The sequence below is a fragment of the Corynebacterium casei LMG S-19264 genome (genome assembly GCF_000550785.1).
Classification (GTDB): Bacteria; Actinomycetota; Actinomycetes; order Mycobacteriales; family Mycobacteriaceae; genus Corynebacterium; species Corynebacterium casei.
The window spans coordinates 2,993,247-3,020,147 of sequence record NZ_CP004350.1; the positions used below are offsets into that span (position 1 = coordinate 2,993,247).

The following is a 26,901-nucleotide window of genomic DNA, read 5'->3' on the forward strand; positions in this document are numbered from 1 at the left end:
TTGTGGAATCGCAGGTTCAGACTCCTACCTTTTCTGGTAGAGCGCCTTTTTGCGGGCGAAGACCGGGTCGGAGGTCACGAGCACGCCGAGGTTGCGGAAAATGCCCTCGTCGACGGAGCCCAAGATGGTGGTGGTGTGCACGTCGCAGCCGCGCAGTTGCTTAATCACATCAAGTGCCCGGCGCGCGTTCTCGTCCTTAGCGGCGGAGACAGACAATGCAATGAGCACTTCATCGGTGTGCAGGCGTGGGTTACGCGAGCCCAGGTGCTTGGTCTTGAGCGTTTGGATTGGCTCGATGGATTCTGGTGAGAGCAGCAGCGTTTCATCATCGATACCGGCGAGGTACTTCAGTGCGTTAAGCAGCATCGCGGCGGAGCAGCCCAACAGCTCGGAGGTGCGCCCGCGGATGATTGTGCCATCGGCAAGCTCAATAGCGGAAGCGGCGTCACCGGTTTCTTCGGCGCGCATCCGCGCTGGTGCCACCACTCGGCGGTCGGTTTCTTTGATACCGGCCTTGGCCATGACCACGGCGGCACGCTCAGACCAGACGTTGTCGAGGCCAGCACGGGCTTCATCAACAAGAGTCTTGAAGAAACGGCGGATGATTTCCTGCTCGCTGGCCTTGCGGCAGACTTCATCATCAGTGATGCAATAGCCGACCATGTTCACGCCCATATCCGTCGGCGACTGATACGGCACATGCCCGGTCATCTTCTCCAGCAGGGCGGACAGCAGCGGGAAGGCTTCGACGTCGCGGTTGTAGTTCACCGCAGAATCGCCGTGGGCTTTGAGGTGGAAGTGGTCAATAACATTCGCGTCATTGAGATCCACCGTCGCTGCTTCATAGGCCAGGTTGACAGGGTGCTCAAGCGGCAGGTTCCATACGGGGAAGGTTTCGAACTTGGCGTATCCAGCTTTCTTGCCATCGCTAAGCTCGTGGTAGACCTGCGATAAAGCGGTGGCCAACTTGCCGGAGCCAGGGCCCGGCGCGGTGACAACCACCAGGTCGCGGCTAACCTCGGCGTACTCGTTGCGGCCCAGGCCCTCTTCGGAGACAATCAGGTCTGTATTAGTTGGGTAGCCCGGAATCGTGCGGTGCTTGGACACCTTCAAGCCCAGGCGAGTCAGGCGTTCGACCAGCGCGACGGCTTGTTCGTTGCTGTCTTCGAACTGCGTGATCACCACGTTATCGACCAAGAAGCCGCGCTCGCGGAAGATATCAATCAGGCGCAGGACATCATCTTCGTACAAGATGCCCAGGTCCGCGCGGACTTTTTGTCGCGCGACGTCTTTGGCGTTGATGCACACCAGAATCTCAACGTCGTCTTTGATGCGCTGCAACATCGCGATTTTATTGTCTGGGGTAAAGCCCGGTAAAACGCGAGAGGCGTGCATGTCGTCGAAAAGCTTGCCTCCCATTTCTAGGTAAAGCCGGCCTCCGATTTCTGCACGCCTGTTGTTGATGTGTTCGGATTGCAACAAGATGTATTTCTCTCGGTCGAATCCTTGTGCATGCGTCATATAGTGTGCCTTTCTCGTGCTCGCGGTCAATGAATGAATGTACCGGAAAAACTTATAAACTATTGAATATGCCTGAAGGACATGTAATTCACCGTTTAGCCCACGCGTTTAATCAAGATTTTCGCGGTGTGGAGTTGGAGGTGTCGTCGCCGCAGGGCCGTTTTTCGGAACAAGCTTCGCAGCTCGACGGCCATCAGTTGGAGCGAGCAGAGGCCTGGGGAAAGCATCTTTTCTTACTATTCGATGCCCCCACGCCCGAGTCAATCATCTACATCCACTTAGGGCTGATTGGGCAGTTTTTGTTTGAGGACCCAGATTCGCGCCGTGGCCAGATTCGCCTTCATATTTCGAATGGGCAGCTGGCTGCAAATCTCCGGGGCCCGCAGTGGTGCCGCCTGATTTCAGAGGCTGAATATGAAGCGGTGTTGGCGAAGGTGGGCTGGGACCCGCTGCGTGAAGGTACGGATCCTGCGCCATTGCGGGCGAAGGTGCAGCGCTCCAAACGGGCGATTGGTTCATTATTGATGGATCAGAAGCTGTTTGCGGGTGTGGGTAGTATTTACCGCACCGAGGTGTTGTTCCGCCAGCGCATTGAACCGGGCCGCGCAGGTTCGGAGATTTCCGATGAGGAGTTCGCTGGCATCTGGTCGGATTTGGTGCAGTTGATGGACTACGGCGTAGAAGTGGGCAAGATTGATACCGTTGCCGACGAACACACGCCGGAAGCCATGGGCCGCGACCCGCGCAAGGATGACCACGGCGGTGAGGTATACGTCTATCGCCGAGCAGGGCTTGACTGTTATGTCTGTGGCACGCCGGTGTCTTCACGCATTTTGGAAGGCCGCAAATTGTATTGGTGCAAAACATGTCAAGCTTAAGCCCCGTGTATTCGCTTGCTACCGCGCGCGCTGCTGAGAAGGTGCTGTTGCAATGCGAACAAGAACCCGATGAGTTGATGAAGAAGGCTGCGGCAGCCTGCGCGCAGGTCGCTGCGGCGATGATTCCGGACTCATCCCGCGTGCTGATTGTGGCTGGGCCCGGTGGCAATGGCGGCGACGGTTTATTCGCCGGCACCCACTTGGCGCTGGCCGGACATACGGTGCATGCGGTGCTCACCGCGGACAAGGCCCACGAAGCGGCACTGCGCACGTTCGAGGCTGCCGGTGGACAACTGAGGGTGGATGGCGAATATGACTTGGTCATCGATGCCGTTGCCGGATTAGGTTCCACCCGCGCCGCTTCCGAGGAAGTTATCAACCTCATGGCACGTGGCAATCGCGTGCTGGCTATTGATTCACCGACCGGGTGCGGCACCGAGGACAGCGTCATTGCCAATGCCACGATTACCTTCGGCCACGCGCGCACCCCGCACGCCCGATACCCGGAATGCGGCGAGGTCCTCATCGCCGATATCGGCTTGCGCGAGGAATTTGAGCAACACGAGCCGGAGTCTTGGACCAGCTTTGAGCCCAGCCAAGACATCACCTTATGGCCAACCGAGCTAAGCGAATTACCTGAAGGTCTGCGCCGGTTGGCTGATACCGGCCCAATTCCGAATCTGATTCCCGGGATTGCAGACAACAAGTACACCCACGGTGTCACCGGTATCGCCGCGGGCAGCACGAAGTTTCCCGGCGCGGGCATCTTGTGTACGGCCGGGGCTTTGCGCACGACAACGTCGATGGTGGTGTCCATCGGCGACTCCTCTGCTTTCCCGGAGGTAGTGCCAGCGCGCGATGTCGCCTCCGCCCGGCGCGTTGATGCGTGGGTGGTGGGCCCGGGCCGCGGCACTGATGACGCCGCGCTCGCAGAGCTTGAGGCCATCTTGGACACTGGCCTGCCAGTGCTTTTAGACGCCGATGCCATCACGCTGGTGGCCAATAACCCGCACCTGCACACCAAGCTGCGTGGAACAGTGCTCACCCCGCACGCCGGCGAGTTCGCCCGCCTGGGTGGAGACCAGCAAGAACTTTCCGATACCTGGGGGTGCCACATCTTGCTCAAAGGACGCATCACCACGATTACCTCGCCCGATGCGCTACCGGTGAGTGTTAATACGGGCAATTCTTTTGCCGCAACAGCCGGCTCCGGGGATGTATTAGCAGGAATCATCGGTGCGCTCGTAGCGCTTCCGGAGCTCCCGGAGCATCCGGAGGAGCGCCCCGCTAAAGGCACTATGCAGCGAATGTTGCTTTCGGCGGTGGCTATTCACGCCCACGCCGCAGCGCTGGCGGCCAAACAGCCCGAAGGCTATGCGCCCACCACCGCGAACCAGATTGCGCAGGCTATTAGCCGGGCAATCGCGAAACTTAACGCGCGGAGTCTTTAAACCCGGCGGTCAACAGCGCGAAAAGGGACGTGACGCCGATATCTGCGGGCAGCAGATAGTGCGGCCACGGCCCGAGGATGCTCAGCAGCGAATGGCCGTTGGGGTGCGCGGCGATAAACCCGTAGTTGCTGCCAAACAGCCGGTTGAGCGCGGTGGTGGCCACGACCCACACCTGGGTCATGGCGACGGTGCCGGCGAATCCTTTCCAGGTCAGCTTCATGCCGGTGGCCAGCAGCGCCACGGGGATGGCCAGGGCCACGATGTGGAAGAACCAGTAGGTAGAAAACCGCAGCCATTTCGGTTCAAAGTAGTAAGGCAGGTCAGGCGATAGCATCGCCTGCGGGTTAAACACGATGCCCCAGTAGGTAGATAGCTGCAGCGCGAAAGGATGGCCGGTGATCAGCGCCAGAGACATGATGGGGCGCAAAACATCGCACATGTGCAGCGGCAAAGTCTCGCGCACATCGCGTTGTTTCGGATCCAAAGAAACAAGCCCCCACAGCGCACCGAGTACACCGAGCACCCAGCCGCTGACAACGCGGGCTTTCTTCAACGTGCCCAGGCGTTCATAGTGCTTGGCCGCCATGATGAAAATGCCGGTGGTGATGATGGAGACCACCAGCATGGAAAAGTGCAGCGGGCGGAATTGGCGCATGCGCTCATAGCGGGATTCTAAAGGGTTCACCCACGACAATGAGCGCCACGGTTCTTCTAAAACCGGGCGCACATTAGCCAAAGGTGGACGCGTCATACTAGAGCATTAGCTTAGCGATTTCCCCCGCCCGCCATCACCTGAGGGGCCACAGATACCTGGCCATCACGGACTTCGACTGCGTTATCGACGTATTCCAGCAGGGAACGGTCGTGGGTGACCATCACCGTTGCGGTGTTAAGTTCCTTGGTCAACCGTGAAATCAAGGACATGATCTCCCGGGAGAGGGAGGAGTCGAGGGCGGAGGTGGGTTCATCGGCAAGCAAGAGCGCTGGATCGGCCATGAGAGCACGGGCGATGTTGACGCGCTGGCGCTGACCACCGGATAGCTGTGCCATGCGGCGAGTACCCATACCTGATAGACCAACAAGGTCGAGCAGTTCATCAGCGCGCTGTGGGCGCATGCGCACCCCGCGCACATGATCCATAATCAGCAGCTGCTCACGGACGGTGAGTGAGGCAATCAGGTTGGCTTGCTGGAAGATGATGCCAATGTTTTCGCGGCGCGCGGTGGAACGGGTCTTATCATCAGCGCCGGTGAGGTCAATGCCGGCGACTTCGACGTGGCCCGAATCCGGGCTGACAAGTCCCGCTGCGACGGAGAGCAGGGTGGATTTGCCGGAGCCGGATTCGCCGATAATGGCGGTCAGCTCACCGGGGCGGGCCTGCAGGTTCGCGCGGTCAAGGGCGGTGATGGTGGACTCGCCATCGGCATAGGTGACGGTGGCGTCTGCAATGTTGAGTGCAAGGTTGTCAGTAGTCATGGTTAAGCGTTTCCTCCGAGAGCAATCATGGGGTCAGTGTTGGATACTTGGCGGGTGGCGAGCAACGCTCCGAGCATGCCGAGCACCCAGATGCCGACGGTTGGGAGCACGACGGTGGCGACGCTGAGTTCAAAGGGCAGCACGCCGGCAGCCAGCGCACCGAGGCTCCAGCCGATGAGCCCGCCGAGGCCCGCTCCGATGGTCAGCACCACAGCGGCTTGGCCGAGCGCGTCTTTGAGCAGGTAGCGCCCCGATGCGCCGAGGGCGCGCAAGATGGACAGGTCGCGGGTGCGCTGGATGGTCCATACGGACAAGAATGCGACGGTGACCAGCGCGGAGATGACGTAGAGGAAGGCTTGCATGGTCAGCAGCGAGCCTTGTTCGGATGAGTAGGAGGCAAGTCCGTTGAAGGAGTCTTTCAAGGACACCGCATCCGGCGCATCGGCGTCGGAGGTGAGAAGGACGGTGCCGCGGACATCGGCAGGCGCATGCGTGACATCAGCCCAGGTCTGCGTGCTGGTCCAGATGACTGGGGAGTGTGAATAGTACAGATCGGGCACGATGCTTGTTACCTGCTGGTCTTGGCCGGCAAGCTGCACGGTATCGCCGATGGCAAGCCCCAGGTCTTCTGCCGTGGATTCGGCGACGGCCAGGCCTTCGGTGATGGTTTCTTCCGTGCCGGGGATGGTGGTGCCCTCCGGTAGGCCGAACAGCCCAACACCGGCGGCGGTATCGGCGGATTCCATGCGGGTTTGCCCCACGCCCAGCGCGGTTGTGTCCTCGTTGCGTTGAAGGTCTTCATTGGTAATAGCCGATTCGGTGAAAGACGGCTCTTCAGAAGTGAAGATGACACCAGCCGGATTGAGCGCTTCCAACGCGGAGGTGTTTTGCTTGCCCAGGCCTCCGGTGAGGCCAGAAAGCATGACGAGGAGGAGTGTGATCATCCCGACGACGCCGGTCATGAGCGCGAACCGGCCGCGGGCGAATGCGATATCCCGAATACTTAAGAACATAAGGTTCATTGTGGTTTGCGCAGGCCAGGATGTAATCGGGGTACTAGTTGGTTCTTAAATCAACCGACTGGTTGATTCCCTCTCAACCTCCACGCGCATAGCCTAGTGGGGTGAGTTATGAGGATTTGAATCCCCTATTGCGGGTTCTGGATGGTTTGCGGGTGGGCCTGCACATCATGTTTGCTTTCCTATTGGGCTTTGGTGTGTTGCGCTCGCTTATCGATGCCTCGCTTAACCCCGCCGTCCCGCTGTTTTCCGTGTTGATGGCGGGTCTTTACATGGCCGGCACCGTGAATGAGCGGCACCGTGCGAAACAGGGCAGGGAGATTCCTGCGGCCGCGAAGTATGCATGGCTGGCGGGCATTATTGTGCTGTGGCTTTTGCTGCTGACGCATTCGCAGGACTTTTTGTGGCTGGAATTTCCGCTGGTGTTGTTAACGTTGCATATCGCGGCGTTGGTACCAGCACTGATTACGGCGCTGGGTTTGTGGCTGGTGGCTGCGTTTGTGCCGCTGTGGCTGCACCCTGAAACCTGGGGCGTGGCAGCAGCGGTCGGGCCGCTGATTGGCACGGTCTTCGCGGTGGCGATCTTCTTTGCCTACCGCGCGCTGCACGCAGAAGTGCAGCATCACCGGCGGGTGGCGCAGCAACTGCGCGCAACCCAAGAGGAGCTGGCTGCAAGTGAGCATCAGGCTGGCCGGCTAGAAGAGCGCGAGCGCCTGTCGCGCGAGATTCATGACACGGTCGCGCAGGGTTTGAGCTCAATTATTTTGCTCGCGCGCGCCGGCAAGAATTCCGAGGAGCCGGGCAAGCAGCTGGACACGATTGAGGAAGTCGCGGTAGAAAACCTGGCTGAGGCTCGCCGCTTTGTCCGCGACTTGGCCTCCCCGGATGTGCAGGCCTCCCTGCCCCAGGCATTGCGCGCAACGGTAAACCGCATGCGTGCGCGTGGTGAAGCATTGGGCGAGTCCACAGAGTTTCGCCTAGAGTTCGCCGGTGCTAGCGAGGAGTCCACACCGGGGAGTGCGCTGCCGGGGATTCCGCAGCCCATTGCCGCTGCGGTGTTGCGCTGCGCGCAGGAGGGACTATCGAATGTGGTCAAACATGCCCAGGCTGAAATGGCCGTGGTCACCCTCGGTGTCTTCGGGGATGCGGTGACCATTGATGTGGTGGACAACGGCGTCGGTATGAGTGATGCTCAGCTTAAGTCGCAGCAGACGGGCAGCTTTGGGCTGGCGGGTTTGCGCCGCCGGATTGAAGGTGTGGGTGGCACCATGGACATTGAGTCGCATCCAGGTTCTGGCACTGCCCTGGCGGCGCGGCTGCCGTTGACGAGCGAAAAGGAGAACTAGATGGCTATCAAAGTCATGCTCATTGATGACCACCCGGTGGTGCGCGCAGGTCTGCGAGCGATATTGGATTCCTTCGCTGATATCGAGGTCGTCGCTGAGGGCGCGAGCGGCGCGGCGGTAGAGCAGCTTTTTGATGCCTCCGCACCAGCTGTGGATGTGGTGGTTTGCGATATTCAGATGCCTGGTGTGGATGGAATCTCAGCAACCCGGCGCGTGCGCGATGCCGGTGGTCCCCCGGTGTTGATTTTGACCACCTATGACACGGAGGCCGACATCATCGCCGCTGTGGAAGCGGGTGCATTGGGTTATTTGCTCAAGGACTCTCCCGAGCAGGTACTTCATGATGCTGTGGTTGCCACCGTTGAAGGCCGGCGCACGCTCTCGCCGGAGGTCGCGGGACTGTTGGCGGAGCGAGTCGGCCGACCGCAACAGGCGTTGACGGGACGTGAGATTGAAATCTTGCAGGCCCTAGCTACCGGTGCTTCGAATAAAGAACTGGCGAAGCGGGCGTTTATTTCCGAAGCCACCGTGAAGACGCATCTGATTCACATCTATCAAAAGCTCGGAGTGGATAATCGCACCGCTGCCGTGACCGCCGCGCGCGAGCGCAAGCTCATCTAAGTATGATATTTCAGGCCCAGCAGTGCCATGCCGGCCAGCAGCATCGTGAGCAAAATGCCGGTCAGGCGCATCAGGCCCGGGTGCTCGCGGCGCGGGATGAGCGCCATCGCACCGGCGCCGAGCACGCCGCCGACAGTGTTAAAGAACAGGTCATCAATATCGGAATAGCCGAGCGCGAAGACATACTGTGTAATTTCAATACCGACTGAGGCTGCAAAGCTGGCCACAACGGCAGCCAAGAAATTCTTGGTGCGCGCGTAGATTCCTGCAGCAAACGACATAAACAACGCGATGTTGCCAATGGAATTGGTCCAGGGGGCGTACCAGTAGTTGGGGCTATCGAAGCCATCGAAAAGCTGCATGTCAATGCTGCGCACTGCATGCGCTGCACCGTGGACCAACCCTGGAATCTCAACAAAAGGCTTGCCCAGGGTGACAACGGCGATAACCACGACAGAAAGGGCGATCACGAGTGCGGCGGAAATAGAACGCGCGGGCGTGATCACCTGTGGTGGGCGTGTGGTTGTTGAGATCATGGTCCACTCAACCTAACAGTCGGATCTTAAAAGATACTGGCAGGATTCTAACGAGTTGGCCACGGCATCCAAATCGACTGTACGTAGGATGACAATCATGGACGCAATCATTGTGGGCGCAGGCCAATCTGGCCTGGCCACGGCCTATTATTTACACAAAGCCGGCATCGAGTTTGTGATGTTAGACGCACACGAGCGCGCAGGTGGGATGTGGCCCAATACTTGGCCATCCTTGACGCTATTTAGCCCAGCGGATGCTTCGAATTTGCCGGGGAAGTTTATGCCGTCCTATCCAGGTTTCCCGCCGGCTTCACACGTGGCGGAGTATCTCCGGGACTATGAGGAACGCTATGGGTTTGACATTCTTCGCCCTGTGCACGTGGACCATGTCACCCATAACGGACAGTTATTCACCGTGCATGCGGGTACTCGGATGTGGAAAAGTCCCGCGGTAGTCGCGGCCACAGGGACATGGAATGCTCCTTTTGTCCCTTATTATCCGGGCTCATTTGCCGGTACTCAGTGGCATGCACGGACGTATCCTGGCCCGAGCCAATTCCAGGGAACGAAAGTCGCGGTCGTTGGTGGGCATGATTCCGGTGCGCAAATTGCGGCGGATTTACTCAACGCCGGGGTTGAAACGCAATGGTATACCCGCCGCGAGCCGCGCTGGCTTCCCGATGACGTTGATGGCCGGGTGCTTTTCCAACGTTCCCGCGCCCAGATCCTTGGAACAAGCGCACCACAGCGGCAATTCGAGGGCGATATCGTCATGGTTCCACCGGTTCTCAAAGCACGCGATGAAGGACGCTTGCGGGCCCGGCCAATGTTTGAAAGCTTAGATGAGATAGATGCCCAGCATTTAGTGTGGGCAACTGGGTTTCGACCCGCGCTGAAACCTTTCCGGCACCTGCTTAATAAAAATAGCCAACCACTAGTGGAAGGGCTCCACTTGGTTGGCTATGGAAATTGGACCGGGCCTGCCTCCGCAACCTTAGCCGGGGTTGGCCCCTTTGCTAAGAAGGCAGCTGCGGAAATTGCAGGCAGGCACCGAAAAACTTATGCGTGAGCGTGCAAACTCTTGTCTTGGATTCCGTTTGGAATCATCAACGCACCAGCCAGGGAGACCAGGGTGATGGCAATGGAGTATGCCGCAATCGCCATGGAGGTTCCGTAGGTGGAGTAAAGGATTTCTGCGAGCATCGGTGCGAATGCGCCGCCGATGATGGATCCGATTGCGTAGCCAATGGACACACCGGAGAGGCGAACCTTGACTGGGAACATCTCGGCGAACAGTGCACACATTGGGCCGTAGGTTGGGCCGAGCAAGAAGCCTAGGACGACAACAGCAATCGCGAACATGACGATGTTGCCAGTGTCGATGAGCAGCCACATCGGTACACACCACACAGCAAGCGCGATGTAGCCAATGATGAAGGTGCGCTTGCGGCCGAACTTGTCGGAGAGCTTGCCGAAGTACATGGTGGATACCAGCCACGCGCCAGCACCGATGAGGGATACCGCGAGCACTGGGGTGCGCTCATAGCCGATGTATTTGGTGCCGTAGGAGATGAAGTACGCAATCAGGAAGTAGCCGATAGCGTTGTTTGCCGCGAAGATCATCGCGCACTTGAGAACGGTGCGCCAGTGGTTCTTAAACAGCACAGTCAACGGCGCGGAAGAATCCTTCTTCAGCTCCTGCATTTCCTCGAAAGCTGGGGACTCTTCCACCGCGCGGCGGATGAAGTAGCCAATGACAATCAGGATGACCGAAGACAGGAACGGAATACGCCAGCCCCAGGCGAGGAACTGTTCAGTGGTGAGCACGCTGGAAAGAATCAGCATGAAGATGGTTGCCAGCGCCATGCCGGTAGGCACACCGATTTGTGGGAAGGAGCCGAAGAAACCACGGCGTCCCAAAGGTGCGTGCTCAACGGTCAGAAGTGCTGCGCCACCCCACTCGCCGCCGGCGGACATACCCTGCAGGATACGCAGGAGAACCAGCAGGATTGGCGCTGCGATGCCGATGGCGTGGTAGGTAGGCAACAAGCCCATAAGCATGGTTGCGATACCCATGCCCAGCAGGGTGATAACCAGCACCGGCTTGCGGCCCATGCGGTCACCGAGGTGACCAGCAAGGATTGCGCCGAGCGGGCGGAAGAGGAAGGAAATACCCAACGAGGCCCACGAGATGATCTGCGCGAGTGAGGGGTTGTCATTGCTGACTGGGTCGAAGAACTGCGCAGCGAAGATCAGGCCTGCCGCCTGGGCGTAGATGAAGAAGTCGAACCACTCAATAGTGGTACCAACCATCGAGCCGGCCAGAACACGCTTGTGCTCTGATGTCATCGGCTGCGGCTGTGGTGAGCGTTGTGTTGTAGAAGCAGTCATGTCCTACAAACCTCCGTGGAGTCGGCAACGAAGCCTTCATTGGACCTCGTTGGGGAACAGTGGGATGTTAAAGCGAAGGGGGTTCTAGCTATTTGTTGCGGTTGTCAACAAGGCGCTTGGCCTTGCCGTCACCGGAATCAACCTGGTCTTGGATAGCAACCTCGACGGTGATGCCGATACGTTGCTTGATCTGCTTGCCCAACCAGTCACGCACCAATTCGACGTCGTGCTCGGTGGTCTCAGGGTCACGCTCAACTAGGAGGGTGAGGTGATCCATGCGGCCCTTCTTGGAAAGCACGCACTGGTAGCGCGGGCGCAGTCGGTGGTCCTCGGTGATGATTTCCTCGAACTGGGAAGGGAAGCAGTTCACACCGCGCAGGATGATCATGTCGTCATTTCGCGCGGAAATGCGGTCCAAGCGGCGCATGGAACGCGCGCTGCCTGGCAGAATGCGGGTGAGGTCATGGGTGCGGTAGCGAATGATTGGCAGCGCTTCCTTGGTCAGGGTGCTGATCACCAGTTCGCCGTACTCACCGTCTGGGAGTGGTTCCAGGGTCTCTGGGTCCACGATTTCTGGGTAGAAGTGGTCCTCCCACACAGTCAGACCGTCTTTGGTTTCGATACATTCTTGTGCGACACCTGGGCCCATGACCTCAGACAAGCCGTAGATGTCGGTGGCATCGATACCGAAGCCCTCTTCCAGCTCCTGACGCATGCCTTGGGTCCATGGCTCGGCGCCGAAGACTCCCACACGCAAGGAGGTCTCACGCGGATCCATTCCTTCCTTCTTCATGCGGTCCAGCAGGGTCAGCATGTAAGACGGGGTGCCCAAGATTGCGTCTGGTTTGAAGTCATGCATAAGCTGGATCTGACGCTCAGTTTGACCGCCAGAAGTAGGAATAGCGGTTGCACCTAGGGCTTCTACACCGTAGTGCGCGCCAAGACCACCAGTGAACAGTCCGTAGCCGAAGGTGACCTGAACCTTATCCGATGGGCGCAGACCACCCGCGCGGAAAGAGCGGGCTACCAGCTCAGACCAGATTTTGATGTCGTTGTGGGTGTAGCCCACAACGGTGGGGCGGCCGGTGGTGCCCGATGATGCGTGGATGCGCGCAATCTGGTTCTGACGCACGGCAAACATACCGAATGGGTACTCGGCGCGCAGGGTTGATTTGTCAGTAAATGGGAACTTGGCCATATCGGCGAGTTCTTTGAAGTCATCCGGGTGCACGCCGATCTCATCGAACGCACGGCGGTAGTGCGGGACGTTGTAGTACGCGTGGCGCAGTTCGTTTTTGGCGCGCTGGGTTTGCAGAGCGACGATTTCATCGCGGGATGCGTACTCAATGCCCATCTGGGGGCCGTGATTGTCGGAGAAGATATCAAAAGTGGCGGTCAAGGTATTGCCTTTCTTACCGGGAATGTCTGGGGGTCCACACCCTTGAACCAGGCTTTCCCACTGGCTGTGCAGAGAGCTGGATGTCATCTGAAATTTTCACCACAACGCGGTCTTAGAAGATGTCGCAGACTCTGACCAGATATCCGCGCGCGCAGCGCCTTGTGTGTGGTTGAAATTCAAGTAATTCAATTACTGACTTACCAATCGGTCAGGTAAATCATGTGATGTAGCGTACTAAGTCCCCGTGTTATCTGCAACACAATAAATAATCTTTTTTAGCTACATCGCAGTTTTGTTTACAAAACCTTGCCGCTCACTGGGCAAACGTCCCCAACACTTATCCCCCGATCTATAGCCCCGCCAATACATAACCCGCCCGCTAAGCAGCGCGGAGCCGCATCCCAAGCCGGTGCGGTGCAAGTGGCATGGCTCTTGCACTGACCCCCACACACTAGTCGCGCACTAGTCGCGTGCTGCGCCCCCAAAAAGCAGCACAACGGCGTGACGTGCAATTTCATCAGGGGACAAGCGTCCGCCTGGCTCATACCATTCGATAACGGAGTTGACGGTGCCGAACATCAGGCGCGTAAGCACGCCAGTGTCCAAATCAGAGCGCACCTCACCGGAGGCTTGAGCGGCATCAATGAGCGGAATAACGCGGCGGGTAAATTCGCGTCGACGCTGCAAGGCACGCTTTTCCAGCTCGGAGTTTCCACGCAGGCGCAGCAGCAAGGTCACCGCCTCTTGGTCATTGCACAGCACCGCGATGGCGCCGTGAATCAGCGAGCGAATCCTCTCCCCAGCGGAGGCATCACTAGCAATAGCTTCATCAACCACCGCATCCAGTGAGTCCTGCGCGCGGGTGACCGCCGAGTCCAAAATCTCCTCCTTGGAAGAAATGTGGTGATACAGCGCCGACTTGGAAATGCCCAGCACGCTGGCAACATGGCCCATGCTGGTGGCTTCATAGCCGCGCTGGTTAAACTCACGCACCGCAGCATCGATGACATCATCGCGGGAATAGCCTGGGCGGCCGCGGTGGGTGGAGGATTGGACTTGTACAGGAGGGTTCACACGCACCATTCAAGCAAAGAAAACAACAAATTAATAGCGCCGTAAATCTTGCGGCAAGCATATGTGCTGTACAGCGCGTTTTAGTTACTGAACGGCCAGTCATTAATTCCGCCACACCGCGCACAAAATGTATGTAAACTCGCCATCACCACACTCTTGAATCGCCCGTTTCCCGCATGCGCCCGTGCAGAGTTTTCCTGCAAGGAGCAACTCATGCATAAGATTTTGGCCCCCGGCGTCGCCGAGGAAGAACAATTCGCACACGTTCGCAACATGTTCGCCGATGACTTGGCCACCGCGAACCTGGGCATCACCATCACGCACGTGTCCATAGGCCGTTGCGATGGCCACTTCACCATCACTCCAGAAATGTGCAACGGACACCTCACCGCGCAAGGCGGTTTCTTGTACACCTTCGCTGATTCCCTGTTTGCCGGCGCGTGCAACTCCCCTGGCGAAGTAGCCGTGGCCGTACACAACTCCATTCATTACATGGCGCCGGCATTTAGCGGCGATGAAATCCACGGCACTGCTGAAATCAAGCAGCACTGGGGCCGCAACGGAATCGTGGACGTGCAACTAACCAAAGACGGCAAGACCATCGCTGAATTCCGCGGCACCTTCCGCCAACTTCCTGGCAAGCCCGAAGCCGAGAGTCCCAGTAGGACCCGAAGAAGCTTCGGCATCCAATAACAATTTCTTCTCAAATATTGACGTGGGTCACATGTGGCCATATACTGACCAACCATTCAGTAAGTATTTGAATTTCTGTAGCTCCACATCCCCCATGACTCAAGGAGGGTTGCCCACCATGACAACCGCAGAACGCTCCCTAACTTCCGTCGGCGAAGATGACGCCGCCGGCCAGAAGCTTTTTGAAGAACTGATCGCTGCTGACTCCCGGATCGAACCAACCGACTGGATGCCCGCGGCATATCGCAAGACCCTGGTGCGCCAGGTCTCCCAGCACGCTCACTCCGAGATCATCGGTATGCAGCCGGAAGCCAACTGGATTACCCGCGCACCATCGCTTAAGCGCAAGTCCATTTTGATGGCGAAGGTTCAAGACGAAGCCGGCCACGGCCTCTACCTGTATTCCGCGGCAGAAACCCTGGGCACCTCACGTGATGAGATGGTGCAGCAGCTTCTCGATGGCACTGCGAAGTACTCCTCCATCTTCAACTACCCGGCGCGCACCTGGGCTGATATCGGCGCCATCGGCTGGCTGGTTGATGGTGCTGCCATTGTTAACCAGGTTCCACTGTGCCGCGCTTCTTATGCTCCTTATGGCCGCGCGATGGTACGCATCTGTAAGGAAGAGTCCTTCCACCAGCGTCAAGGCTGGGAGATCCTCTACGAATTGGCGCACGGCACCGAGGCACAGAAGCAGATGGCACAAGAAGCCATAAACCGTTTCTACGGCCCGGCACTGCAGATGTTCGGCCCACCAGATACAGATTCCCCGAACTCCCAGCAGTCCATGGAATGGAATATCAAGCGCTTCTCCAACGACGATCTGCGTCAGCGCTTCGTCGACATGATTGTTCCGCAGGCAGAGGCTTTGGGCTTGCACTTTGAAGACCCAGACCTGAAGTGGAATGAAGAACGCGGCCACTACGACTTTGGCGAGCTGGACTGGGATGAGTTTAAGCAAGTCATCAAGGGCGAAGGCCCATGCAGCGTGCAGCGTATGCAGCGTCGCCGCCAGGCACATGAAGACGGCGCCTGGGTTCGTGAGGCTGCTGCAGAATTTGCCAAGAAGTACCACGGCGCCGAATCCGCACTCTCGGCCTAATCCCCTGATATTTAAGGAGTCACCCCATGACTGAAAACCAATGGCCAATGTGGGAGGTCTTTGTTCGTTCCTCCCGCGGTCTGTCACACGTTCACGCTGGTTCTTTGCACGCGCCTGATGCCACGATGGCCCTGCGCAATGGCCGCGATTTGTACACCCGCCGCAATGAGGGCAGCTCCGTATGGGTTGTACCATCCGAAGCGATTTCTTCCACCGACCCAGATTCCAAGGGCGGCTTCTTCGAATCCGCAAAGGGCAAGGCTTACCGCCACGCTACTTACTACAACAAGAGTGAAGGAGTGCCGCACCTATGAGTGGATTCGCTGCTGCAGATTCTGCCACCACCCAATCTTTGGGTGATGCAATCTCTGCTGAAGATATTCGCACCTCCGGCATCAAGGCCGAGAACCAGGTCGCGCAGTATGCTGCCATGCTTGGCGATGACGCCCTGATCCTCGCCCAGCGCCTCGGCTGGTGGATCTCACGCGCCCCAGAGATGGAAGAAGATATCGCACTCGGCAATATCGCACTCGATTTGATCGGTCACACGCGCTTTTTCTACACCTACGCGGCCAGCGCGTGGGATAAGACCGAAGATGACCTGGCGTATTTCCGTACGGAAGAAGAGTTCCGCTCAGCACGTCTGGTGGAGCAGGAAAATGGCGACTTCGGACAGACCATCGCTCGGCAACTGCTTTTCTCCCACTACCAGTACGCGCTGTACAGCAAGCTGCAATACTCTGCTGATGAGACCATTGCTGCGATTGCCGCGAAGGCTATCAAGGAAGTGGAATACCACGTTGACCACTCCAACCAGTGGATGCTGCGCCTAGGTCTTGGTACTGAGGAATCACACCGCCGCATCTCCGCTGGCATCTACTACATGTGGCCTTACCTGGAAGAACTTTTCGAGGACCTGGAACTACACAAAGAGTTGGCCGCACAAGACATCGCAGTTCTGCCATCCAGCCTGCGCGAAGAGACCTTAGAGCGCATCACCCACGTGTTGGAGAAGTCCAACGTAGAAGTGCCGAAGGTTTCTCCTGCTCGTTCAAATCAGCGCACTGGTCGCTTTTCTGAGCACCGCGGCTACATTCTGGCCGAGATGCAATCGCTGGCACGCCAGCATCCTGGCGCAACCTGGTAAAAGGAGGTAACTGCCATGTCTGCCGCAACATCCCCCCACCCTTTTGAAAAGCCCACTGTAAATCCCTCTGATCACCCACTGCGTCCCGCCAATGAAGCGGATGCTGCGGTGTGGGATATTGCAGCGCGGGTTCCGGATCCAGAAATCCCAGTTATCTCCATTGCTGACTTAGGCATCCTGCGCGATGCAAAGCTGGTCAGTGACGAAGCTATCGTCACCATCACGCCAACTTACTCAGGATGCCCCGCGATGGACCACATCACCGCCGATGTCACCGATGCCTTAAAGGCCGCCGGCTTTGACCAAGTCACCGTTGACCTAGTGCTGCAACCCGCGTGGACCACGGACTGGATGACCGAAGAGGGCCGGGAGAACTTGCGCGGATATGGCATTGCACCTCCTACCGGCAAGGCTGCGAAAAGTGGCCCTATTCCTTTAACACTTGCTGCGCCGGCACCGATTCCGTGCCCGCACTGTGGGTCTAAAAATACTTCTAAACTCGCCCAATTTGGTTCGACTTCCTGCAAGGCGCTGTACAGCTGCCGCGACTGCTTTGAACCTTTCGATTACTTCAAGGTGCACTAATGACTGCTTCGCTGAACCCTGTGAAAGAGAATTCACAGAAGAACAAGAAAAAGAAGGCCACGTTCAACACGTTGACGGTCTCCAAGGTTCGTCCGCTTACCGATAATGCGGTGGAAGTCTCCTTCGATATCCCCGAAGAACTTCAGGATGACTATGACTACATTCCCGGCCAATACGTTGCGCTGCGCGCGATGATTGATGGCCAGGAGCACCGTCGTTCCTATTCCATCTGTGATGTCCCACGTCCTGGGCGTTTGCGCGTTGCTATTAAGCGCGACCGCGGCGGTATCTTCTCCACTTGGGCTAATGACACCTTGGAAGCGGGCACGCAGATTGACGTGATGAACCCGCAGGGTGCGTTCGTATCCAAGACCCACCTGACGGGCTTGAACAACCCAGAGGTCATCCGCGAGGAAATTTCCAAGATTGATAACCCACACCTAGTGGCTATCGCCGCGGGTTCTGGCATCACACCCATCATGGCGATTGCGCAGACCGTGCTTTCGGAAAGTGAAGACTCCACCTTCGAGCTGATTTTTGCCAACAAGGGCGGCAGTGAAGTCATGTTCGCTGAAGAAATCGGCGATCTTAAAGACAAGTACCCAACCCGTTTCGCCGTGCACCACGTGCTCTCCCGCGAACAGCGCGTCAACCCACTGTTTTCCGGACGCATTGACTCTGAGAAGCTTCAGCTGTTGCTCGACAACGTGGTTCGCACCGAAGCCATCGACGAATGGTTCCTATGCGGCCCCTTTGAGCTAGTCCAGTTGGTGCGCGATGAACTCAACGGCCGCAAGGTCGATGAGCAGACCATCCGCTATGAGCTGTTTACCACCGGCAAACCCACCGGCAGCCAGCAGCAGACCGGCCGCCACGTGGTAGCTGACCCGGACGGCAAGAATGTGGAAATCGCCTTCAACCTCGATGGCTTATCCGGCAAGGTGGAATCTCCAGAGTCCGCGAATGAAACCCTGCTCAACGCCACCTTGCGTGCGCGCCCCGATGTTCCTTTCGCCTGCGCCGGTGGTGTGTGCGGCACCTGCCGCGCCAAGCTGGTTGAAGGCGAAGTCGACATGGCAGAGAACTTCGCGCTGGAAAAGGATGAGATTGAAAAGGGCTACATCCTCACCTGCCAGTCTCGCCCAAAGACTCCGACCATCACCCTAGATTTTGATGCTTAAGGCGGCTGTGCATGATTGATCTTAAATTCAACGAGGACAACACCATCGCTGAGGTTGTCCTCAACAACCCGAAGGCCATGAACTCTCTGGCGCCGGAAGACCTCACTGAGTTGTCCAAGGCGTACTCGGAGGCAGAGAAGGCCGGCGTGCGCGCGCTTTTGCTGCGCGGTGAGGGCCGCGGCTTCAGTGCTGGCCGCAATATCAAGGGCCTCGATCCGCGCGATGATGACGCCACTGATTACCTCGCCAACAAGGTCACCCCGGTGCTCAAGCAGATGTCGGAATTCCCCGCACCCACGTTCTCTGCGGTGCACGGCGTGTGCCTCGGCGTAGGCCTGGGCCTGGCCATTGCCACCGACATTGTTTATGTCGCCGAGGACGCCAAGTTCGGCTCGCCCTTTGCCAACCTGGGCGCCACGTTGGACTCAGGCGGGCACGCGTTGTTCGTCGAGCGGCTCGGCGCACACCGCGCAATGGATTTGATTGTCACCGGTGACATGATCTCTGGCACCGAGGCAGTATCGACAGGGTTGTTCTCACGCGCAGTGCCTGCCGATGATCTCCTGGAGTTCACCCGCGACAAAGTCCAACGCGCAGCCCACGGCGCAACCCAAGCTTTTGTGGCTTCAAAGAAGCTCGTGGCTGATATCCGCGATTCCAAGACCGGCCTATGGGACTCGGTTCATGATGAGAATATCGCCCAAGGCGCACTGTGCTCTTCCGATGACTACCTCGAAGGCTTTTCCGCCTTCAACGAAAAGCGTCCCCCGGTCTTCAAAGGCAATTAAAACCTGAAAGCGCCGCCCCCAACACAAGGCCGAAACGCATCACCGCAACTTGAACTTCTTAAGGATGACACATGACTGAATCTGATTCGCACGCATATCTGGTCTCAGGGTTTAGAACCCCAGTGGGCAAGTATGGCGGTGCGCTTTCTTCTGTCCGCCCGGATGACATGATGGCGCTGACCATTAAAAAGACCGTCGAGGAAGCAGGACTCGATCCAGCGGCAGTGGATGAAGTCATCATCGGCAATGCCAATGGCGCGGGTGAAGAAAACCGCAATATTGCGCGCATGGCATGGTTGCTGGCCGGCTACCCCGATACGGTTCCGGGTATCACCGTCAACCGTCTGTGCGCATCAGGTATGTCAGCGATTGCGCTGGCAACAGCCATGGTCGAATCAGGTCAAGCCGATGTTGTTCTCGCCGGTGGCGTGGAATCCATGTCGCGCGCACCGTGGGTCATGGAAAAGCCCACCACGCCTTTTGCCAAGCCAGGGCAGGTTTTTGATACTTCCATCGGCTGGCGTTTTGTCAATAAGCAGTTCGCGGGCATGGACAAGATGACTTACTCCATGCCGGAGACCGCCGAAGAAGTAGCAAATGTGTTTAATATCAGCCGCGAAGACGCCGATGCTTTTGCGGCACGCTCGCATGCTCGCGCTTTAGCTGCCATTGAAGCAGGCAAGTTCGATGCGGAAATTGTTCCGGTGGAAGTCAAAGACCGCAAGGGCAATGTCACCGTTGTGGACACCGATGAAGGACCGCGCCCGGGTTCCACCCCAGAAGTTTTAAGTAAATTGCGTCCGGTCACTTCCCTTGGTGAGGTCACCACTGCAGGTAACTCGTCCACGCTCAACGATGGCGCCTCGGCGGTGATTGTGGCCTCGCAGCGCGGTATTGAAAAGCTTGGCCTTAAGCCACGTGCCCGCGTGGTGGCGAATGCGGCACGCGGCCTGCAGCCAGAAATCATGGGCATGGGACCAGTACTCGCGACGCGTGAGATTCTCACCCGCACCGGTTGGGACTTAGGCGAGGTTGACGCGGTGGAGCTCAATGAAGCCTTCGCCACGCAGTCTTTGGCGTGTATCCGCGAGCTCGGCCTGGATGAAGAAAAGACCAACGCGTGGGGTGGCGCGATTGCGCTGGGCCACCCGCTGGGTTCTTCGGGCTCGCGCATCACGTTGACGCTGCTCAACCGCTTAGAAACTGAAGGCGGTACCCGTGGTATCGCCACCATGTGCATTGGCGTTGGCCAGGGCACCGCGATTGCGATTGAGAGGGTCTAATGACTGATATTCAGACTGTTACGGCAGATTTCACGGCGCTGAAGATCACCGAAGAAGACGGCTTTGTCATCGCGCGCATGAACCGCCCAGAAGTACGCAATGCGATTGATGAAACCATGGTTGATGAGTTTCACGCGCTGTGTGCCCTGTTAGAACGCGAACCAAAGATTCTGGTGATTACTGGCTGCGTGGCTGAGACCTCCAAGGGGCCACGCGGAATTTTCGCCTCCGGTGCGGATATCGCGCAGCTACGTGAGCGCCGCCGCGAGGATGCGCTGCGCGGGATTAACTCAGGCGTGTTTCAACGGATAGCGAAGCTACCCTCTCCCGTCATTGCGGCGATTGATGGTTTCGCTCTCGGCGGCGGCTTGGAGCTCGCACTTGCTGCGGACTTCCGGATTGCCACGCCCGGCGCGAAGTTCGGCCAACCTGAGGCGAACCTCGGCATCATCGCTGGTGCCGGCGCACTGTGGCGGCTCAAAGAGGCCGTGGGCAACCCGCTGGCCAAAGAAATCTTGATGGCCGGACGCGTGCTCAACGGCGAAGAAGCCCTGCAGTCACACCTGGTCAATGAGCTTTTCGCACCAGAGGAGCTTGACGCCGGGGCACGCGCGTGGGCTGAAAAGATTGCCGCACTGGATCCGCTGGCGGTGCGTTTGTCCAAGCAGCTTTTTGATATGCCAGCGGACGTCCACCCGGCGGTGGACAACATCGCGCAGGCGGTCCTGTTTGAGTCCGAGGCCAAGTTTGACCGCATGCAGGCATTTTTAGACCGCAAGAAGAAATAGCGCGACATAGTCGCGAAGATATAAGGAGAAGGGCGAAGTTATGGCTGTACCTGAAAAAGTTGGAGTACTCGGCGGCGGACGCATGGGCGCGGGTATCGCGCACGCGTTTCTCGCGGCCGGCGCGAATGTCAAGGTTGTAGACATCAATGAAGACGCGGTCGCTGCGGCAGAGGCGCGAGTGGAAAAGGCTATTCAAGGCTCCATCGACCGCGGCGCAGAAGGCACTTTTGAGTCCTGGGCGAGCCGCCTGACACTGTCCACCGATGTTTCAGAGTTCGCGGGCTTTGACCTGGTGGTTGAGGCAGTTCCAGAGTCCATGGACCTCAAGACCACAGCATTTAGCAATATCGCTCAAGCAGCGCCGGAGGCAGTCATCGCCACCAATACCTCCTCGCTGTCGGTCTCTGAACTGGCAGACACCGTGGCTAACGATGTTATTGGCCTGCACTTTTTCAACCCGGTTCCAGCATCCAAGCTGGTTGAGGTTGTGGTGGCAAAATCCACCCCGAACGCACTGGTGGAGACCGCCAAGGGTTGGGTGGAGGACCTGCGCAAAACCGCAGTGGTGGTCAATGACGCGCCTGGTTTCGCGTCCTCACGTTTGGGCGTTGCCATCGCTTTGGAGGCAATCCGGATGGTGGAAGACGGGGTGGCATCAGCACGCGATATCGATAATGCGATGGTGCTGGGCTACAAGTTCCCCATCGGCCCGCTGGAGCTAACCGATATCGTCGGCCTCGATGTCCGCCTGGGTATCGCCGAATACCTAAAGTCCACCCTGGGCGAGCGTTTTGCCCCACCGCAGCTCATGCGCGATATGGTCTCCCGCGGTGAACTGGGCCGGAAGTCCGGCAAGGGCTTTTACGATTACTCCGACGACTAGAAACCGCTGTTATTGAGAAAGTCTTAAGAACTTTTCTCAATAACAGCGTTGGTGATACGCGCCGTGCACAAGCGGCGGCCGGATTCATCTTCAATAACAACTTCATGACTGGTCATGGTGCGGCCTAAGCGAATAGCGGTGGCGGTTGCAGTGACCAACCCGGCATACCCCGAAGCGTGATGGGTGGCGTTGATATCAACACCCACGGCAACTTTGCCCATGGTGGATGCGTGGATAACAGCGGCCCAGCTTCCCACTGCTTCAGCCAGGCTTGCCATGGCCCCGCCGTGAAGCAGGCCAAGGGATTGCCGGTTGCCTTCAATAGGCATGGTGGCAACAACCTTGGTGGCTGATTGCTCAATGACCTTCACTCCCATCTTTTCGTCAAGCTCTCCCAGCTCAATCGTCCACTGCTCATACTTTTGCATTCTTCTTCTCTCTTCTTTTTCTTCGTAATATTTTTAGAAAGGCAACCATGACTTCTACTAACTCTGCTGCAATTGTTCCAAGCTTTCTCACTGGCCGCTGGCTAACGCCGGATAATCCTTCGAAGGTCACCGATGTTGCTGACCCATCCACGGGTGAGATTGTGGCGCGAGTATCCGCAGAAGGTTTGGATATTGCCGCCGCTGTTGATTATGCCCGCACTGTTGGCCGCAAGAACCTGCAAGAGCTGACCATTCATGAGCGTTCTTTGAAGATCAAGGAACTGGCCATGTTTTTGCAGGACCACCGTGATGAGCTTAACCAGCTTGCACACAAAACGGGCGCGAATAAGCGGGACAATTTCGTCGACGTTGACGGCGGCATTTCTACCATGTTCACCATTTCTTCCAAGGGCCGCCGCGAGATGCCGAACTCGCACGTGGTTACTGATGGTGAGCCGGAGGTCTTTTCCAAGGACGGCTCATTTATTGGCCGCCATATTTACACCACCATTCCGGGCATCGCGGTGCAGATTAATGCGTTCAACTTCCCCATCTGGGGCATGTTGGAGAAGTTCGCGCCGTCCTTTATTGCTGGTGTGCCAAGCATTGTGAAGCCGGCAACCCCAACCGGTTTTGTCACCCAGGCGTGCGTACGCCTGATGTTGGAGTCGGGGATTTTGCCAGAAGGTTCGCTGCAGCTGATTTCTGGTTCCGCACGCGACCTGTTGGATCACTTAGATTTCCGCGACCACGTGGCCTTTACCGGCTCCGCACAGACGGCGAATGCGCTGCGCTCGCACACTAATGTGCTGGAGGGTGGCATTCAGTTCTCCGCTGAGGCGGACTCGCTCAACGCTGCGATTTTGGGCACCGATGTCACCGAGGATGCACCGGAGTTTGAGGCTTATACCAAGGCCGTGTTCAATGAGATGACCTCGAAGGCGGGGCAGAAGTGTACGGCGATTCGCCGCGCGATTGTGCCAAAGGGCCTGGTTGAGCCATTCATCGCAGCCTTGTCGCAGCGCCTGGAGGCCAAGGTTGTGCCAGGAGATCCGCGCGATGAGAATGCCACGATGGGTCCATTGGTTTCACTCGAGCAGCGCGATGACGTGGCATCGGCGGTGCACAAGCTTATCGATGCCGGCGGCGAAGTTGTCTACGGCGGCGCCGACAAGCTCGAGGGCGCATTCTTCGCGCCTACCATCTTGCGTTTCGACGACGCCAAGGCGGAAGCCGTGCACTCAACCGAAGCCTTCGGCCCGGTTATTTCCGTCATTGGCTACGACGAGCCAACCGATGCAGTGCAACTCGCTGCGAAGGGTTCTGGTTCGCTGGTTGCTTCTGTTATTACTCATGATGATGAACTGGCTGCACTGTATGGTCGCGGGATTGCTGCTTACCACGGCCGCGTGCATTTCTTGGACCGCGTGGATGCAAAGACTTCCACCGGCCACGGTTCCCCACTGCCACACCTGGTCCATGGTGGCCCGGGTCGTGCCGGTGGCGGCGAAGAGCTCGGCGGTATCCGCGGTATCTTGCACTACATGCAGCGCACCGCGATTCAGGGCAGCCCGGACCACCTGACTGCTGTGACTGGTCAGTGGCACCGCGGCGCGGCCGTTAACCGCGTAACCCGCGAGGATGTCATCAACAGCACCGGTGTTCACCCATTCCGTAAGGACCTGGCCACGCTGAAGATTGGTGATCAGTTCGCCTCGGATCTGCGCAAGGTCACCCTCGAAGAAATCCTGGCTTTTGCGAAAGACACCGGCGATACTTTCTACGCGCACACCGATGAAGAAGCCGCCATGGCCAACCCCTTCTTCCCCCGCCGCGTCGCACACGGCTACCTGCTGGTGTCCTGGGCCGCCGGCCTCTTCGTCGAACCTGCACCAGGTCCGGTCCTTGCAAACTACGGACTAGAAAACCTACGTTTCATCGAGCCAGTTACCTATGACGATTCCGTTCGCATTGAACTGACCGCCAAGCGCATCACCCCACGCGTCACCGATGACTACGGCGAAGTCTGCTGGGACGCCGCCCTCTACAACCAAGACGACGTCCTCGTCGCCTCCTACGACGTGCTGACCTTGGTGGAAAAGGTGGACACTATCTACGCGCAGAAGTAACCGCGAAACCCTTTAACAGCAGTACTGCATTTTATGCAGTACTGCTGTTTATGGACTAGCTCGATGAAAGGAAAATATCGGGGACTGGCATTGAAGAAGAATCGCTACCAGTTTCTCCTTTGGCTGATCATATCGCGACGTGCAATTAAGCAACTGTGCTGTTGTCAGCACCGCTCCAAGTGAAGATCCACCGTCAACGGGTACAACAACACCGATATCGGCTCCTACTGAATTGCTGAACCAGTACCTGGTTCCATCCGATGAGAGTGGATAAACGCCAATGACAGACTCAAAGGCAGCAGGATACGACACCACTTTTTCTAGTCCACTTTGAGTTGACGCGATAACAGCAATGTTGCGCTCATCTGCGGCTTGAATCGCACTTTCGAGTTTCATGCTTGCCTTTTCTGAAGCCAAGCTAATGTTGATAATGTCCGCGCCTTCATCAATCGCAATATTCACCGCATCAGCGATGCTGTCAGGGCTAGCTTGCCCAAAACTCCCGACCACATCAATAACGAGGATGTTGGTTTGCTGTGAATAAGCTTCAACAAATGATTGAAATAAGCCGTCGAAATGTTGTCCTGGCTCCCCGTCCGGATTCAGCACGATGATTTCTATATTGTCCGGACGAGAGAGACCATCATCAATAAACACAACTTTTGGCACTGACGATGCAGTTGAGGCAGTGCTTGACGATCCCGACAAGAAGTAAGGTGCAATAAACGCACCAAATAACGAAATCACCACAGCCAGAACAACTGTCCAACGCTCAACTACGTCGAGCGTAGAGACGAAGGGAAACTTCACTTCTGAAAGTCGATCCCTTTAGCTGTAGCGGCGATTTCAGCCACCCGATCGCCATCAGGATGTTCCTCGAAATCCTTTAAATCCTCGATCAAATCATTAGGGTTACCATTTTGGTGCCTATTCCAAAACGTCACTAGAGCTGTAGCAGCTAGATCAATTGATCCTGGAAGATAGACAAGAGCTAAAACATATTCGCTCACCAAGTATTGAATTCTCTCGAACTCCACACTTGCCGGAAGAATTTTAACGGCTTCTTGAATAAAATCGCTTACCTTTTGCCTATTTTCGTATTTCCAATCGTACGAAACGTCAGCCCATTCCTCTGCAGAAAACTGGTTAAACAAAGACACTAGCTTGGCTTCATCATTGTTTTGTGCAGCTTCAATAGCAGCTTCAAAATCAGAAATTTCCATTAACAACTCACCCAACCATTACTAATATGACCGTTATTTGCATATGTGACAACAATCGTCTGGTTCTTATACTTCCATACCGCCTGCTTATCACCTTTGCGCTTGCTGTGGACCCCTTCTGACATGGCACGGCTCATCAACTCAGCGATCTGTTCACGAGAATGCCCGCCGACTCGGTTCCAGCAATGTTTCGGCTTCATAATATGGTTCCACTTATTAGCGTTTCGGCTCAGCAAGTAAGATTTTGCAGCCTTTTTGACTTGGGCTTTTCCGTACCAATTAAGGGCTGCGCGAAGACCAGCCCGTGCTAAAAGCCCCAATATGACAAGAGCCGGCACAGCTTGAGTTGTAGCAGATTGACCATCGATAAGAACTGATTGCGCAGTTGATTGTCCCGTAAGCGTTGCTACAAAATCATCCGGCGATTGACCAGTTACAGCGAATTCTTGAACATCAAAAATCTCAGAGAAATGCTCACCTTCGGACACGCCGCTTACTTCAACCGTAAGATGACCATCTTCGCTTAGGTGGGTGGTTACGGTCGCATCAAGATCATCCTCGTCGACATTGAAATCCACGCTATCGCCTTGAGCACCGGGGACAAGGGTGCCTCGTAGCTCGTCGTTACTGGTCTCTAGCTTTCCGTCAATTTCTTCTGCATCCTGTGGCTTGTGCGCATTTGCGCCACTAGGAGCCTGGAAAGAAGACATGCCGAAATTGGAAGACTGTCCCATCGCCACAGGTGCATTCAAACCTGAAAGCGTGAGAGCTGCGATAGTAGATAATGCAACATACTCGTGAAACTTTTGCGACAACATAGAGCCCTTCTATGAAACTAGTAGTTCAGGAGTGTGACAGCTTTTAAGCAGCCAAAAATCATGCTACTGAGTAAATTCCCGGGAATGGATAAACTTTCAAAAATTGGAATCTCGAGACCCTAGATTTCGACGGACATGGAG

Annotated in this window: 28 protein-coding genes; 16 read left to right on the forward strand and 12 right to left on the reverse strand. The window is 57.0% G+C overall.

Features of this window, described 5'->3' with window-relative positions; translation table 11 throughout:
• Nucleotides 1–24: 24 nt before the first annotated feature.
• Nucleotides 25–1,521, reverse strand: a complete 1,497-nt coding sequence (locus CCASEI_RS13615; protein WP_025388295.1) for a DUF1846 domain-containing protein — start codon at nucleotides 1,519–1,521, stop codon at nucleotides 25–27.
• 68 nt (nucleotides 1,522–1,589) lie between these two features.
• Between CCASEI_RS13615 and CCASEI_RS13620 the strand changes: the two genes are divergently transcribed.
• Nucleotides 1,590–2,399, forward strand: a complete 810-nt coding sequence (locus tag CCASEI_RS13620) for an Fpg/Nei family DNA glycosylase (RefSeq protein ID WP_025388296.1) — start codon at nucleotides 1,590–1,592, stop codon at nucleotides 2,397–2,399.
• Complete coding sequence (locus tag CCASEI_RS13625; RefSeq protein WP_038574801.1) at nucleotides 2,387–3,850, forward strand: bifunctional ADP-dependent NAD(P)H-hydrate dehydratase/NAD(P)H-hydrate epimerase; 1,464 nt, start codon at nucleotides 2,387–2,389, stop codon at nucleotides 3,848–3,850. The genes CCASEI_RS13620 and CCASEI_RS13625 overlap by 13 nt, the downstream gene beginning before the upstream one ends.
• Here CCASEI_RS13625 and CCASEI_RS13630 read toward each other — a convergent pair.
• From CCASEI_RS13630 to CCASEI_RS13640, 3 genes are read right to left on the reverse strand one after another with little or no spacing between them, the layout of a single operon-like run.
• Nucleotides 3,831–4,601: a YwaF family protein gene (locus CCASEI_RS13630; RefSeq protein WP_025388298.1), complete on the reverse strand. Its 771-nt coding sequence runs from the start codon at nucleotides 4,599–4,601 to the stop codon at nucleotides 3,831–3,833. The two genes, CCASEI_RS13625 and CCASEI_RS13630, sit on opposite strands and share 20 nt — an antisense overlap.
• Nucleotides 4,602–4,615: 14 nt before the next feature.
• Entirely contained in the window at nucleotides 4,616–5,326 is a 711-nt protein-coding gene (locus tag CCASEI_RS13635) for an ABC transporter ATP-binding protein (protein ID WP_006822183.1), read from the reverse strand.
• A gap of 2 nt (nucleotides 5,327–5,328) precedes the next feature.
• The gene (locus CCASEI_RS13640) at nucleotides 5,329–6,339 is read right to left on the reverse strand and encodes an ABC transporter permease (RefSeq protein ID WP_025388299.1); all 1,011 of its coding nucleotides are present in this window, start codon (nucleotides 6,337–6,339) and stop codon (nucleotides 5,329–5,331) included.
• A gap of 176 nt (nucleotides 6,340–6,515) precedes the next feature.
• Between CCASEI_RS13640 and CCASEI_RS13645 the strand changes: the two genes are divergently transcribed.
• Nucleotides 6,516–7,691: a sensor histidine kinase gene (locus CCASEI_RS13645; RefSeq protein WP_155894856.1), complete on the forward strand. Its 1,176-nt coding sequence runs from the start codon at nucleotides 6,516–6,518 to the stop codon at nucleotides 7,689–7,691.
• Entirely contained in the window at nucleotides 7,692–8,312 is a 621-nt protein-coding gene (locus CCASEI_RS13650; RefSeq protein ID WP_006822186.1) for a response regulator, read from the forward strand.
• Here the strand turns inward: CCASEI_RS13650 and CCASEI_RS13655 are convergent.
• Complete coding sequence (locus tag CCASEI_RS13655; RefSeq protein ID WP_006822187.1) at nucleotides 8,309–8,848, reverse strand: VanZ family protein; 540 nt, start codon at nucleotides 8,846–8,848, stop codon at nucleotides 8,309–8,311. The genes CCASEI_RS13650 and CCASEI_RS13655 overlap by 4 nt on opposite strands.
• Before the next feature lie 55 nt (nucleotides 8,849–8,903).
• On the opposite strand from CCASEI_RS13655, the gene CCASEI_RS13660 reads away from it, so the two are divergent.
• A complete protein-coding gene (locus CCASEI_RS13660; RefSeq protein WP_225868409.1) occupies nucleotides 8,904–9,917 on the forward strand; it encodes an NAD(P)-binding domain-containing protein in 1,014 nt (337 codons plus the stop codon).
• On the opposite strand, the gene CCASEI_RS13665 is transcribed toward CCASEI_RS13660, so the two are convergent.
• From CCASEI_RS13665 to CCASEI_RS13675, 3 genes are all read right to left on the reverse strand, one after another.
• Nucleotides 9,908–11,239: an MFS transporter gene (locus CCASEI_RS13665; protein ID WP_006822189.1), complete on the reverse strand. Its 1,332-nt coding sequence runs from the start codon at nucleotides 11,237–11,239 to the stop codon at nucleotides 9,908–9,910. The two genes, CCASEI_RS13660 and CCASEI_RS13665, sit on opposite strands and share 10 nt — an antisense overlap.
• Nucleotides 11,240–11,327: 88 nt before the next feature.
• Nucleotides 11,328–12,593, reverse strand: a complete 1,266-nt coding sequence (locus CCASEI_RS13670) for an AMP-binding protein (RefSeq protein ID WP_404825307.1) — start codon at nucleotides 12,591–12,593, stop codon at nucleotides 11,328–11,330.
• A gap of 507 nt (nucleotides 12,594–13,100) precedes the next feature.
• Nucleotides 13,101–13,721: a TetR/AcrR family transcriptional regulator gene (locus CCASEI_RS13675; RefSeq protein WP_025388302.1), complete on the reverse strand. Its 621-nt coding sequence runs from the start codon at nucleotides 13,719–13,721 to the stop codon at nucleotides 13,101–13,103.
• A 204-nt stretch (nucleotides 13,722–13,925) separates the two neighbouring features.
• Between CCASEI_RS13675 and paaI the strand changes: the two genes are divergently transcribed.
• The 10 genes from paaI to CCASEI_RS13725 all read left to right on the forward strand — a co-directional run bounded on the left by paaI (nucleotide 13,926) and on the right by CCASEI_RS13725 (nucleotide 22,162).
• Nucleotides 13,926–14,405, forward strand: coding sequence for a hydroxyphenylacetyl-CoA thioesterase PaaI (gene paaI, locus CCASEI_RS13680; protein WP_025388303.1), 480 nt, complete (start codon nucleotides 13,926–13,928; stop codon nucleotides 14,403–14,405).
• A gap of 118 nt (nucleotides 14,406–14,523) precedes the next feature.
• Nucleotides 14,524–15,507: a 1,2-phenylacetyl-CoA epoxidase subunit PaaA gene (paaA, locus tag CCASEI_RS13685; protein ID WP_025388304.1), complete on the forward strand. Its 984-nt coding sequence runs from the start codon at nucleotides 14,524–14,526 to the stop codon at nucleotides 15,505–15,507.
• A 26-nt stretch (nucleotides 15,508–15,533) separates the two neighbouring features.
• Nucleotides 15,534–15,821, forward strand: coding sequence for a 1,2-phenylacetyl-CoA epoxidase subunit PaaB (gene paaB / locus CCASEI_RS13690; protein ID WP_006822194.1), 288 nt, complete (start codon nucleotides 15,534–15,536; stop codon nucleotides 15,819–15,821).
• Nucleotides 15,818–16,654, forward strand: coding sequence for a 1,2-phenylacetyl-CoA epoxidase subunit PaaC (paaC, locus tag CCASEI_RS13695; RefSeq protein ID WP_025388305.1), 837 nt, complete (start codon nucleotides 15,818–15,820; stop codon nucleotides 16,652–16,654). Before paaB ends, paaC begins: the two co-directional genes overlap by 4 nt.
• Before the next feature lie 15 nt (nucleotides 16,655–16,669).
• On the forward strand, nucleotides 16,670–17,239 hold the full coding sequence (paaD, locus tag CCASEI_RS13700) for a 1,2-phenylacetyl-CoA epoxidase subunit PaaD (RefSeq protein ID WP_025388306.1): 570 nt from the start codon (nucleotides 16,670–16,672) through the stop codon (nucleotides 17,237–17,239).
• Nucleotides 17,239–18,420: a 1,2-phenylacetyl-CoA epoxidase subunit PaaE gene (gene paaE / locus CCASEI_RS13705; protein ID WP_025388307.1), complete on the forward strand. Its 1,182-nt coding sequence runs from the start codon at nucleotides 17,239–17,241 to the stop codon at nucleotides 18,418–18,420. The genes paaD and paaE overlap by 1 nt, the downstream gene beginning before the upstream one ends.
• 11 nt (nucleotides 18,421–18,431) lie before the next feature.
• A complete protein-coding gene (locus CCASEI_RS13710) occupies nucleotides 18,432–19,208 on the forward strand; it encodes an enoyl-CoA hydratase/isomerase family protein (RefSeq protein WP_025388308.1) in 777 nt (258 codons plus the stop codon).
• A 71-nt stretch (nucleotides 19,209–19,279) separates the two neighbouring features.
• On the forward strand, nucleotides 19,280–20,491 hold the full coding sequence (locus CCASEI_RS13715; protein WP_025388309.1) for a thiolase family protein: 1,212 nt from the start codon (nucleotides 19,280–19,282) through the stop codon (nucleotides 20,489–20,491).
• Entirely contained in the window at nucleotides 20,491–21,279 is a 789-nt protein-coding gene (locus CCASEI_RS13720) for an enoyl-CoA hydratase/isomerase family protein (protein ID WP_006822200.1), read from the forward strand. The genes CCASEI_RS13715 and CCASEI_RS13720 overlap by 1 nt, the downstream gene beginning before the upstream one ends.
• A 40-nt stretch (nucleotides 21,280–21,319) precedes the next feature.
• The gene (locus CCASEI_RS13725; protein ID WP_025388310.1) at nucleotides 21,320–22,162 is read left to right on the forward strand and encodes a 3-hydroxyacyl-CoA dehydrogenase family protein; all 843 of its coding nucleotides are present in this window, start codon (nucleotides 21,320–21,322) and stop codon (nucleotides 22,160–22,162) included.
• Nucleotides 22,163–22,185: 23 nt separating this feature from the next.
• On the opposite strand, the gene CCASEI_RS13730 is transcribed toward CCASEI_RS13725, so the two are convergent.
• Nucleotides 22,186–22,590 carry a PaaI family thioesterase gene (locus tag CCASEI_RS13730; RefSeq protein WP_006822202.1) on the reverse strand — a complete coding sequence of 135 codons (405 nt, stop codon included), beginning with the start codon at nucleotides 22,588–22,590 and terminating at the stop codon, nucleotides 22,186–22,188.
• Between the two features lie 47 nt (nucleotides 22,591–22,637).
• Between CCASEI_RS13730 and paaZ the strand changes: the two genes are divergently transcribed.
• A complete protein-coding gene (paaZ, locus tag CCASEI_RS13735; protein WP_025388311.1) occupies nucleotides 22,638–24,719 on the forward strand; it encodes a phenylacetic acid degradation bifunctional protein PaaZ in 2,082 nt (693 codons plus the stop codon).
• Between the two features lie 48 nt (nucleotides 24,720–24,767).
• On the opposite strand, the gene CCASEI_RS13740 is transcribed toward paaZ, so the two are convergent.
• From CCASEI_RS13740 to CCASEI_RS13750, 3 genes are read right to left on the reverse strand one after another with little or no spacing between them, the layout of a single operon-like run.
• The gene (locus tag CCASEI_RS13740) at nucleotides 24,768–25,529 is read right to left on the reverse strand and encodes a S8 family serine peptidase (protein ID WP_025388312.1); all 762 of its coding nucleotides are present in this window, start codon (nucleotides 25,527–25,529) and stop codon (nucleotides 24,768–24,770) included.
• Nucleotides 25,526–25,942: a hypothetical protein gene (locus tag CCASEI_RS13745; protein ID WP_025388313.1), complete on the reverse strand. Its 417-nt coding sequence runs from the start codon at nucleotides 25,940–25,942 to the stop codon at nucleotides 25,526–25,528. Before CCASEI_RS13745 ends, CCASEI_RS13740 begins: the two co-directional genes overlap by 4 nt.
• Nucleotides 25,942–26,760, reverse strand: coding sequence for an SAR2788 family putative toxin (locus tag CCASEI_RS13750; protein ID WP_006822205.1), 819 nt, complete (start codon nucleotides 26,758–26,760; stop codon nucleotides 25,942–25,944). The genes CCASEI_RS13745 and CCASEI_RS13750 overlap by 1 nt, the downstream gene beginning before the upstream one ends.
• Nucleotides 26,761–26,901 lie beyond the last annotated feature (141 nt).